Source organism: Tamlana sp. 2_MG-2023 (assembly GCF_030548465.1).
Classification (GTDB): domain Bacteria; phylum Bacteroidota; class Bacteroidia; order Flavobacteriales; family Flavobacteriaceae; genus Pseudotamlana.
Genome location: NZ_JAUOSF010000005.1, coordinates 74,603 through 87,155, shown reverse-complemented (window position 1 = coordinate 87,155; position 12,553 = coordinate 74,603). Strand labels below are relative to the sequence as shown.

At 36.0% G+C, this 12,553-nt stretch carries 6 protein-coding genes; 3 read left to right on the top strand and 3 right to left on the bottom strand.

Translation table 11 applies throughout. The annotated features are described in order from the left end of the window. Positions 1-28: 28 nt before the first annotated feature. The 3 genes from glmS to Q4566_RS09830 all read left to right on the top strand — a co-directional run bounded on the left by glmS (position 29) and on the right by Q4566_RS09830 (position 6,391). Complete coding sequence (gene glmS, locus Q4566_RS09840) at positions 29-1,882, top strand: glutamine--fructose-6-phosphate transaminase (isomerizing) (RefSeq protein ID WP_303420657.1); 1,854 nt, start codon at positions 29-31, stop codon at positions 1,880-1,882. 206 nt (positions 1,883-2,088) lie between these two features. Beyond that, positions 2,089-4,893, top strand: a complete 2,805-nt coding sequence (locus Q4566_RS09835; RefSeq protein ID WP_303420655.1) for a TonB-dependent receptor domain-containing protein — start codon at positions 2,089-2,091, stop codon at positions 4,891-4,893. Positions 4,894-4,903: 10 nt separating this feature from the next. Then, the gene (locus Q4566_RS09830; protein ID WP_303420653.1) at positions 4,904-6,391 is read left to right on the top strand and encodes a G-D-S-L family lipolytic protein; all 1,488 of its coding nucleotides are present in this window, start codon (positions 4,904-4,906) and stop codon (positions 6,389-6,391) included. A gap of 92 nt (positions 6,392-6,483) precedes the next feature. On the opposite strand, the gene Q4566_RS09825 is transcribed toward Q4566_RS09830, so the two are convergent. The 3 genes from Q4566_RS09825 to Q4566_RS09815 form a co-directional block, all read right to left on the bottom strand. Further along, a complete protein-coding gene (locus Q4566_RS09825; protein WP_303420651.1) occupies positions 6,484-7,398 on the bottom strand; it encodes a leucine-rich repeat domain-containing protein in 915 nt (304 codons plus the stop codon). A 69-nt stretch (positions 7,399-7,467) separates the two neighbouring features. After that, on the bottom strand, positions 7,468-10,431 hold the full coding sequence (locus Q4566_RS09820) for an alkaline phosphatase PhoX (RefSeq protein ID WP_303420649.1): 2,964 nt from the start codon (positions 10,429-10,431) through the stop codon (positions 7,468-7,470). 197 nt (positions 10,432-10,628) lie between these two features. Beyond that, the gene (locus tag Q4566_RS09815) at positions 10,629-12,488 is read right to left on the bottom strand and encodes a cytochrome-c peroxidase (RefSeq protein WP_303420647.1); all 1,860 of its coding nucleotides are present in this window, start codon (positions 12,486-12,488) and stop codon (positions 10,629-10,631) included. Between the last annotated feature and the right edge of the window lie 65 nt (positions 12,489-12,553).

Genomic DNA, 12,553 nt, shown 5'->3' with positions numbered 1-12,553 from the left:
ATTAAGCTCAACACCAAATAGAAAAAATATGTGTGGAATTGTTGGATACATAGGCCCTAGAGAGGCTTATCCCATAGTAATAGAAGGTTTAAAACGTTTAGAATATAGAGGTTACGATAGTGCAGGAATTGCACTTTTTGACGGCACAGATCTTAAAGTTTCTAAAACAAAAGGAAAAGTTGCAGATCTAGAAGCCATCGCTGATAAAGAAATCACTAAAACAGGCAATGTAGGTATTGGTCATACGAGATGGGCTACACACGGCGTTCCCAATGACGTGAACTCACATCCGCACGTTTCTAACTCTGGAAACTTAGTGATTATCCATAACGGTATAATCGAAAACTACGAATCTTTAAAACAAGAATTAATCACTAGAGGCTACAATTTTAAATCTGATACTGATACTGAAGTTTTAGTAAACCTTATTGAAGAGGTTCAAAAACAAGAAGATTTAAAACTAGGAAAAGCAGTTCAAGTAGCTCTAAACCAAGTAATTGGCGCTTATGCCATTGCTGTTTTCGATAAAAACAAGCCGGAAGAAATTGTTGTTGCACGTTTAGGTAGTCCTTTGGCTATCGGAATTGGTGAAAACGAAGATGAATTTTTTATCGCAAGTGATGCTTCTCCTTTTATAGAATACACAAAAAATGCTGTTTACCTTGAAGATGAGGAGATGGCAATTATAAGATTTCACAAAGGCATCAAAATTAGAAAAATTAAAGATGATTCTGTAGTTGACACTTATGTTCAAGAATTACAAATCAACCTAGAGCAAATTGAAAAAGGCGGTTACGAGCATTTTATGCTTAAAGAAATCCATGAACAACCTAAAGCGATTACAGACACTTATCGTGGGAGGTTATTAAGAAATGAGGCTATTATTAAAATGGCAGGTGTTGAAGATAACATGAAAAAGTTTCTTAATGCTAACCGCATAATTATAGTAGCCTGCGGAACTTCATGGCATGCCGGATTAGTTGCAGAATATATTTTTGAAGATTTAGCTCGAATCCCTGTTGAAGTAGAATATGCTTCAGAATTTAGATACCGTAACCCTGTTATCAACGAGAACGACGTAGTTATCGCCATTTCACAATCTGGAGAAACTGCCGATACTTTAGCTGCTATAAAATTAGCTAAATCTAAAGGCGCTTTTGTTTTTGGTGTTTGTAACGTAGTTGGTTCGTCTATAGCTAGAGAATCAGATGCAGGTGCTTATACACATGCTGGACCAGAAATTGGAGTAGCTTCAACAAAAGCTTTTACAACTCAAATTACAGTATTAACTTTAATCGCTTTAAGGTTAGCTAGAGCTAAAGGCACAATTAGTAGCTCAGATTTTAGAACGCACCTTCTTGAATTAGAAATGATTCCTAAGAAAGTAGAAAAAGCACTAGAATCGGATGCCAATATTCAAACCATATCTAACATCTATAAGGATGTTCATCACTTCTTATACTTAGGTCGTGGCTATAATTTCCCGGTAGCTCTTGAGGGCGCATTAAAATTAAAAGAGATTTCATATATCCACGCCGAAGGTTACCCTGCTGCGGAGATGAAACATGGCCCAATTGCATTAATTGATGAAAATATGCCTATAGTAGTAATCGCCACAAAAAAGGGTCATTATGAAAAAGTGGTAAGCAATATTCAAGAAATTAAATCTAGAAAAGGAAAAATTATTGGTATTGTTACCGAAGGAGATACACAAGTAAGATCGCTTGCCGATCATGTTATTGAGGTTCCTGAAACTTTAGAATCACTTTCTCCACTACTTACAACGATTCCATTACAATTATTATCTTACCATATAGCTGTTATGCTAGATAAAAATGTAGATCAACCTAGAAATTTAGCGAAATCGGTTACTGTTGAATAATTAACTGAAATAAAAATATTTTAAAAAGGCCATAACACTCGAGTGTCATGGCCTTTTTTTAGCACTAATTTTTGACTATTTAGCAATAAATCATACATTTTTTTACAAAAATATGCTATGCGTGCATATAATTTTATATTTTTAGCAATGGGCAATATTTCGTTCTTTTGCGCTATATTGTTTTAAACTTAAACTAAACATAACCAATGAAAAAAACTCTCCCACTTTTGCTATTGTTTGTTTGCTACCTCTCGAATGCACAAACAACCGTCACAGGAACTGTAGTAGACGACACAAGTTTACCAATCCCTGGAGCCAACATCATCGTTGTAGGTACTACTGTCGGAACTGTATCCGATTTTGACGGAAACTTTACCTTAACCTTTAACCAAAATCCACCATTCTCTATCCAAGCAAGTAGTATAGGTTTCGAATCCATTACAAAAGAAATTACTATTGCAAATCAAGTTATCAATTTTGTTTTAGTAGAAGGTACGGCTTTAGATGAAGTTGTCATTTCAGCTTCAAGGACGCCTGAACGCATCTTTGAATCTCCAGTAACGATAGAGCGTCTAGGTCTCAAAGAAATTAAAAATACCGCTTCCGCCGATTTCTATGACGGTCTAGAAAACCTGAAAGGAGTTGATGTAAATACCAACTCATTGACTTTTAAATCGGTTAACACAAGAGGTTTTGCAACTTTTGCTAATAACAGGTTCATGCAACTTGTTGATGGTATGGATAATTCTACACCGGCATTAAACTTTCCAATTGGAAATTTAGTAGGTATGACTGAAACCGATGTATTAAGCGTAGAGCTTTTACCAGGAGCGTCTTCAGCTTTATATGGTGCCAATGCATTTAACGGAATTTTATTTATGCGTAGTAAAAACCCTTTTGACCATGGCGGAATTAGTGCTTCAATAAAAAGAGGTGTCACTTCTCAAGAAGCTTCAGGAACCAACCCTTATACCGATTTAAGCATTCGTGCGGCTCATAAATTTAGCGAAAAATTTGCAGCTAAAGTTAATTTTGGATATTTAGAAGGTACAGACTGGGCTGCAACAAGTGTGGTAGATAGAAATATGGAAGGCGGCACACGTGAAACCAACTTAAACTATAACGGTGTAAATGTTTATGGTGATGAAGTCTCTCAAAACTTAAGACAAGTGGCCATACTATTAGAATCAGCTATTAATCCCGCTACAGGCCAACCCTATTTACCTGCAGGAGCTAGTACATTAGCCCCTTCAGTTGATGTGAGTAGAACAGGTTATAACGAAAGTGAATTAACAAACTATGAGGCTAGTAGTATTAAAGCCGATTGGGGTTTATACTACCGCCCATTAGAGAACGATTTCGAAATTTCTTATGTTGGTAAAGTAGGTACCGGAACAACCATATACCAAGGTTTAAACCGCTACAATATTGACAACTTTTTTCAAGAGCAACATAAAATTGAGATTCGTAATAGAAATTTTTTCTTAAGAAGTTATATTGTTGCCGATAAAGCCGGTGATTCATACGATATGGTTTTTACGGGCATTAACATAAATAGAGCTTGGAAACCAGATTTAAACTGGTTCGCAGAATATGCAGGAACCTATATTCAATCCACTTTGGCAGGAGCAAACGATGGTCAGGCGCATTCTGCAGCACGTGCTCAGGCAGAAACAGGTCGGTTTGAACCTGGGACTCCAGAATACATAGCTGCTTTCAATAGAAGTATAAATGACCCCGATTTAACGACAGGTTCTAAATTTGCTGATGCTTCAAAATACTACCACATGGATGGTAACTACAACTTCAGTGAGGTCATCAAATTCGCTGAAATTCAAGTGGGTGGCTCTTATAGGATGTATAATTTAAATTCCTTTGGAACCATTTACACAGATTACGATGGTCCTATTGAATATTTTGAATACGGCGTATATACCCAAATTCAAAAAAACATTGAATTAAACGAAAGTCTAGAATTAAAATTAACAGGATCTTTGCGCTACGATAAGTCTGAATTTTTCGATGGTTTCTTTTCTCCTAGATTATCAGGAGGGTTAACTTTGAATAGAAATCATAACTTCAGAGCCTCTGTTCAAACTGGATTTAGAAATCCAACAACACAAGATTTATTCATTGGTTTAGATGCTAACCGAGCGATTTTAGTTGGTTCATCACCTGACAATTTAGATCGTTATTCTGGTGATTACAATGTAAGTGGTAGTGGGCAAATAGCAGGACAACCAAGTGTGATTACACAAACAGGTGGTGCTGCATACAGTAACTCCTATTCTGAAGCTTCTGTTTTAACCTATAAAACAACTGGAGACACCAATGACTTGGTTGTTGCAAACCCAGACTTAATAAAACCTGAGCAAGTAACCTCTGCCGAAATTGGATATAGAGGAAAACTAAAAAACTTAACTATCGACTTTAGTGCTTATTATAACAGTTACAAGGATTTTATATCACAAGAATATGTGGTTGCTCCTTTATATGGTCAAGTAGGAGATAATGCATTATCTGTTGATGCCATTAATAGAGGTGACGACATTACTTATAATGCTTACACCAACTCTAAAGCAGCTGTTAATTCTTATGGTGCTTCAATTGGTCTTTCAACCAAAATATTTGGAAACTATGATTTAAGCGGAAGTTACACTTTTGCCAAGCTAGATTTTGATCAAGAAAAATATCCAGATTTCGTAACAAACTTCAACACGCCAGAACATAAATTCAAAGCGAGCTTTGGAAACACGAATCTGTTTAAAAACTTTGGTTTCAATATTTCGTATCGTTTTAGTGATGACTATTATTGGCAATCTACTTTTGGTGATGGATTAATTCCTGAATACCATGTCATGGATGCACAAATAAATTATACCATTCCTAGCTTTAAATCTACATTTAAATTAGGTGCTACCAACTTATTAGGTGATGAATACTTTACGGCATATGGAACAGGTTTTATTGGTTCTATGTACTACCTCTCTTGGACAATTAACAACTTATAAAATTAACATCATGATTAAAACTAAATATATAGGACTCATCTTAGTTGTACTTGGATTTACAGCGTGTAACTCACCAGAAGATGTTATTCCTCCTGTTGATAATGAAACGGTTCCTGAATTAGAATCTGGTACTGCTAATTTTGAAAAATATGTCTCTGTGGGTGCTTCGCTTACGGCTGGCTACTCTGATTTTGGATTATTTATTGCTGGACAAGAAAACTCTTTCCCTAACATGTTAGCCTCGCAATTTGAAAATGTTGGAGGTGGTGAGTTTACTCAACCACTTGTTAGCGACAATACAGGTGGTATTTTGGTTGGTGGCACACCAGTTCGCGGCTACCGATTGACCTTTAATAGCGAGATTCCTGGACCACAACCTTTAAATGAATTTTTAGCTGGATTGGGTGCTCCCGTTCCGCCAATCACCACAGAGGCCGGAGTTAATATTGGAAGCGACTTTAATAATTTTGGAATCCCAGGAGCAAAGAGTTTTCATTTAATTGCGCCAGGATACGCAGGTGCAAACCCGTATTACGCAAGAATTGCTTCAGCTCCAACGGCTACAGTAATTGATGATGCTATAGCACAAAATCCAACTTTTTTCACCTTATCAGATATTGGTGCTGCCGATGTATTAGGTTATGCATTATCTGGAGGTGACGATTCTGATGCTATTACAGATGTAGCTACATTTAATGGCTCTTTAGAAATTATTGTGGATAAATTAACCGCTAATGGCGCTAAAGGTGTTATTGCAAATGTACCGGATATTTTAGGTGTTTCTCATTTCACTACCGTAAACCATAACCCTGTACCTTTAGATGCCGCTACTGCTGGATATTTAAACAGCGCGAACGCCTATGGCGCCTACAATGCTGGAATCGTACAAGCTTATGCTTATCTTGTAGCGAACACGCCACTTACTCAAGAAATGGCTGATGAAGAAATAGCTAAACGTACCATTACATTTGCAGAAGCACCAAACAACGCTTTGGTAATTATGGATGAAGATTTAAGAGATCTAACAGCATTAAATCCTGCGCTAGTCAATTTAAGACAAGCAACATCTGACGATTTAATTCTTCTTACAGCTTCTTCTGAAATACCAAAAGGTGTTGGAGTTTCAACGCCTATGGGAGATAACTTTGTGCTTACACCAGAAGAACAAAATAATATTAACGATGCAGCCATGGGTTACAACCTTAGTATAGAAGCCGTAGCTCAAGCGAAAGGGTTAGCTGTAGCCGATTTAAAAAGTGTGATTGAAGAGGCCTCTACAAACGGTATTACTTTTGATGACTATTTTTTAAATACAGATCTTGTTTTCGGAGGCTTAGTAAGCTTAGATGGGGTACACCTTACGGCTCGAGGCTATGCACTAATGGGTAATACTTTTCTAAAAGCAATAGACGAAACGTATGGTTCAAATTTTGAAGCTTCAGGCAACCTTATGAAGGCTGGTGACTATCCAACGTCATATTCACCAACATTAGAATAAAATATTTTCAATAAGCGAGGGAGATATACTCCTTAAAAAAATAGGCTGTCCGAAAAGACAGCCTATTTTTTGTTTGATACGTTTATAATGCTTTAAAAATATACAGCACAATTTGGTAGCGCATCCTTAATACGCTTTTGTTCTGCTTCGCTAAATTTATTGTTAGTTAAAATAAGCGTTCTCAGTTTCTGTAATTCTGAAATACGCTCTGGCATTACCGTTAACTCATTACCAGATATTATGGCCAATTCTAGGTTTTTTAAATTTGAAAAACTAGCAGGTAATTCCTTTAAATTATTATTATTTAGAATTAAGGTTTTCAATTGACTTAAAGCACCTATACTATTAGGAATGTTCTGCAAGCGGTTGTGCTCCATATTTAATTCTTCAAGTGTTTGAATATGGGTCCATTGCGTATCTAATTCATAAAATTGATTATACCCTACTTGTAATGTTTTCAATGATGTTAAAGCTGCCACAGATGATGGCAAATAACTCAATTGATTATTGTCCATTTGCAAAACCTGCAATTTTTCACAGTGATCAATAGTACTCGGTAAAGACACTAAACTATTCTCTGAAAGGTATAAAAACTGAAGATTTTTTAAAGTTCCTATTTCATCTGAAATTTCAGAAATTTTATTATCAGACAAATCTAATTTTGATAAGTTTTTGAGCTTTGATATTTCACTTGGAACATAACTAAACGTATTCCCTTTGAGGTTTAAAATTTCTAAGTTTTTTAGACTGAAAAGTTTTTCATCCCAACGCTCAAAAGAATTACCCATACCATTCAAAAAAACCAAATGTTTCAAATATTGAATATTTTCAGGTAACTGAAAAAGTTGCTGGTCACGTAAATTTAACTGGGTTGCACCTTTGTTTTCAGAAAGTGCGTTATCAACATGATAATACATTTTTTCCGTTAACGGATTAGCATTTTGCGCTCCCACTGAAAACGCTATTATTCCGAAGAAAAATATTAAAAAACTGAATTTAATCATCATCAAAATATGAATACAAAAAGACTGGAGCAAAACAAATTGCTCCAGTCGATTTATAAATATTATTAAAAATTAATTTTGCTTCATAATTTTATAACTAGCTGACTTTTCACCAACTGTTACTTTTATTACAAGCATTTGATTGGTATTCACGTGAGGCGCTAAATCTAAAGTTATAATGTCTTTATTATTTAGATTTTCACCTTCCTTTTTAGAAAACACCTTTTGACCTAACATATTGAATACTTCAATAGTAATATCACCATTTTGATTCCTTACGTCTATATTTACAATACCACTTGTTGGATTTGGGTATACAGAAATATTGTTTTTTAATACCTCATCAATCTCTAACGTTTGTTGTACTAAAATATATTTTTCCTTAGCGACTTCAATTCCATTTCCACTCGCATTTCCTACAATAAGACTAGCGTTAAATTCACCTTTAGTATTATAAGTAACCGTTGGATTGGCATCAGTAGAAGTTGCTGGATCACCGCCTTCAAACGTCCAAAGCCAAGAACTTGGGTTGTTTGTACTTAAATCAGTAAATGTTACTGTTGCACCAGCATCTACAGACGCTTCTGAAGCTTTAAAATCTGCTACAGGAATCTGTGCTCCAAGATTTTCTTTTAAAGCAAACACCACTGTTGAAGATGCATTAAATGTAATATCTGAAAACGTAGCATCTTGCTGCGCATCATTTGAACCGCTTGGATGTTGTACTGAAAAGAAACCATAAGCAAAATCTGGAGTAAAGGTTAAACCTGTAGGCTCTGAACCGTTTGGCATAGAAGCAAATAATTCCACATGAGGTTCCGCCTGCGTGTGATCTGGACGCACTACCCAAATGTAGTTGTTTCCTCCATCTTGAAGCACCCAAAGATTTCCTTCATTGTCAAAAGTTAAGTTATCATTTCCACCACCCCAAGCTTCATTAAACACACCTGTTTCTGTAGTAATGTCATAAGACGTTCCGCCAACAAAGGTTTTAAAATTGGAAACCGTAGCACCATTTTCAGTAAAACTGTACACACGACTTTTCCCTTTAGAAGTAAAATAAACCTCTCCTGTAATTGGGTTTATTTCACAATCTTCAACACCGTTAAAATCTGTTCCACCTAAAGCAGCAGCTGTACTTGTTACATTATTTCTTTCTGATGGCGTTGTATTAGGTACTTGTACCCATGTTGCAGTTGTAGAAGAAGGATCGTTTGCTACTAAAGGAGCGTCTAACACTAAAACATATAAAGCACCTTCTGAAAGATCTCCAGCTGTAGTAGCTACAAACTTATACATACAGTCTGTACCGCCATCTTCACCATAATAGGCCGTTTTCATATCCTCAGCAACGACTACATTTTCATGTTTCATTCTACCCATGGCCCAAAGTTTTTCTTGACCATTACCATAGTCAATTACTTTAGCTGTTGCAGGATCAAATTCTACTAACCAGCCTACATCATCATAACCATCACTATTACTGTCACCACTAGAGTTCGTTTCTTCAGCAGTTATAATTGTACCCCAAGGCGTAGTACCTCCTGAACAGTTACGAGCTGTAGTCACTAAAGCCGTATTGAAAAAATCTACAGGTTGTGTTTTAGACACTTCCCATAACATAGTGTTTTGGTTAAAATTCACATCGGCAACGGTAACCCCTCCAGGTGTAGTTTCATGGTTAATTGAAACATAACCTAATTTACTAGAACCACTAATAGGTGTATACCCAGTAAAATCATTATTACCACCTACGGTACCAATTCCTGAGCTATAAGCATCACCTTGCTTTACGATTAATTGAAAACGGTGATTGTCTGGAATAATCATTTTTGACGTTTGTCCTGTTGGTTCAATAGAAGTAAAACAACCTATTGTTCCTGCTTGACAAGGTTCAACTACAGACTCGTTCTTCATGAACATGTCAAACTGTAAGTCTGAACTTTGTCCGTCACGGTTATGTAATTCAACAGCAATTCGATTTAAACCTTCTACAAAGTAAGATTTTGCAACCTTATGTGTGTAAAACGTATTTTCATCGGCACCACTTACAATAATTTCAGAATTTGTTAAGTAGTCTGTTGGTGCAGCAGGCATATTATCTCTAACTACCTCAACGCCGTTCACATAAACGATTGCACCATCATCACGTTTCAATCCTAAAACGACTTGGTCTGTTAAGTCATTCAACACGATATTAACATCTTTTATAAAGTAAGTTGTAATGATTTTGTTATTAGCATCAGCTCCATAAGACACTTCAGTAGCTACAGTATCTCCATATCCTAACGGTGCATAACCAACTGCCCATGCACTTCTGTCATATGCTGTTCCAGTCCATGGTTGGGCATCTAAACTTACACCAGAATCTAAGTAAGACCATACAAGACCTTCCTCCATAGGATAAGTTGCAGTTCCTGCTGTTTGAGGCACAAAACCTGTAGACATATCAAAACCTAAATCTGAGCTTGTTCCTGTACGTTGGTGCAATTCTACAGCAATAACGTTATCTCCATTTTGCAATAAGTTTGAAACTGTAAAAGGAAAGAAGGCATCTTCATCGCCACCACCTACTGTACTTGCAGCAAAAGTGCTATACGAGATTACACCAGCAGGCATATTATCTCTTATAATTTCAGTACCGTTAAGATACACCACTACGCCATCATCTCTTAAAAGATTAAAAACAAGATCACCATAAACAGAGGCGTCTGCTACATTAAATTCATATCTAAAATAATAAGTTGGATATTTGTTCTCAGAATCTGAACCGTATGATAAGGTTGTAACCTCATCACCGTCTCCATACCCCATTTGAGCTGCACCTGTTTGCCAAGCACTATCGTCATACCCAATTTCTTTCCAAGCGGCACCAAGATCTACCCCCGTGTCGTTATAACTCCAAATACTACCTGCATCAAAAGGAAAGCCTGCTTGCATCGTATTGGATTCTATTCTGTTTTTTGAATCTCCTGTATCAGCAAAGCCTATAAAGCTAAGCATTAACAGCACTAAAAATGGTAATTTTTTTTTCATGTTTACTATTAATTTTGAATGGTTAAGCCTTTTTAAAAGGACGATTCAAAACTAGTAAGCTATTATTTATTTAAGGAAATTGTACTTTACGCTTAAGTCATAGAACTGTTATGAAAGACCTGCTTTATCTTAATAAAATATTAAGCAGACGAACTAAAAGTAGCTCTCATATGAATTGAATATTAACTGAATATTATCTAAAAAAGTGCTGATTTAGCTGAAGCTGAAGTATCGGTAAGGCTATTCATAAAGACGATTAAAGCGTTGATTTCTTCGGGAGATAAATCAAGAGGGCTGTCTGGTAGCGTTTGATTATTCACCTCTAATCCCATGCCTGCACCGCCACCTTGGTTATAAAAATCAAGTACTTGTGCTAAGGTTTCATAATTTCCATTATGAAAATAAGGTGCTGTTTTTTCAATATTTCTAACCGTGGGGGTCTTAAAAGATTTCTTGTAAATCCAAGCAGATTCACTGGCAACACCATTTTTCCAGCGCCCTTCGTCTGTATGTAATTCTTTTACTTCGGAAATCGGACTTTTTAATACGCCCAAAATTTCAGTTTCAGTTTCAATATACAAGGGTGGTACTAAACCAGAGAAAGTAGGTGCGAAATGACAAGTGGCACATGCTCCTTTTCCCATAAAGATATTAAAGCCATCCTTTACTTCGGAATTTATTGAACTGATTTCATGACGCGCATATTGATCAAACTCACTATTAAACGATTGTAAAGACAGAACAAAAGATGCTAATGCTTTCGCTAAGTTTTCACGGTTGATTTTTTCTTTTCCGAATACTGCTTCAAACTGATTTCTATATTTTTCTGAAGCATTTAGTTTTTGTAAAATTTCAGAATATGCCGTATTAAATTCCTTTGGATTAAAAATAACATGTTCGACTTGCTGCTCTAAAGTAAACGCGCGGGAATCATAGAAAAAACGCTTCGCATAAACAGCATTGAGCAAGGTTGGTGAATTTCGTAATACGGTTTCTCCTTCAATATTACTAAATGATTTCGCCTTTGCATCTGTAAAAGCAAGATCTGGATTGTGACAGGTTGCACAGCTCATTTTATGATCTCCACTAATTAAATTATCATAAAAAAGTGATTCACCTAACTGATTTAACTTCTCAGAATCTTCATCAGCTTTTAGTTGGGTATAGAAATAAGGATCTAAAAAATTAGCTGCAAAAATACTCGTGCTCTTAGGGTTCCAAGCGGTGTGGTTTTTTAAATTTTCAGCATCAATTTTAATAGGCAATGCTCCAAATTCTTTATATAAAGGATCTATAAAATTTCTAAGGAATGATAATCGATCAAAAGTTTCAAAGGTTGTGACGCCGTCTAATTGAGCGATGGCGCCATTAAACAACTGAATAATGGTAGTGCTTCTTGAATATTTCTGAGTGATGGGTTCGTTTTCCATCAATGCTTTCATCGCTTTTAAAGAAACCGATGCTTCTTCTAACCCGTTAGCAGAACCTGGAGTATCAAATCCTGTAACTCCTAAAGTAAAAATACGAACCAATTGCAATCGTGTGGCCAAAACTAAATCTTCAGGAGTTGGTTTTACTTGTTTAAGTGCATTGGCTAAAAGGTTATACTCATTTTTTACTTTTTTAGAGAGGGTGGCAATTTTCACTTTTTCACCTGAAGGGTTTTCAGCATATATCAATTCGTCCAATACCTGTAATCCTTCCGGTGGAATTACGGTTGGCTGATTTCCAGATTTTGAAATTTTAAGTAATGGCGCACCGTTTAAATGCTTTGCCGTAAATTCAGGATTATAAAAAGCAAGGTAGAATTCTACCTTTTTATAGGAAAGCCGTGCATTGGTTAATACAGCTTGAAGGGAATCTGCTGAAACTTGCCCGTGTTTAAATGCTGAAGCCGTTTCGTCTAACTGTTCTAAGGCACGACTCGTATCTCTAAAGTAGTTTTCAAGCTTGTTTAAAGATGGGGTATATGTAACACCGCCAGATGTACAGCTTAAAAAGTTACTAATAAAAAATATACCTAAAATAAAAAGAGAAGATCTGTTGAATTTTTGCACAGTGAAAAAAAGATTAATTGCAAATTAACATCTTAGCAAATACGGAACTGTTACCGATATATTAT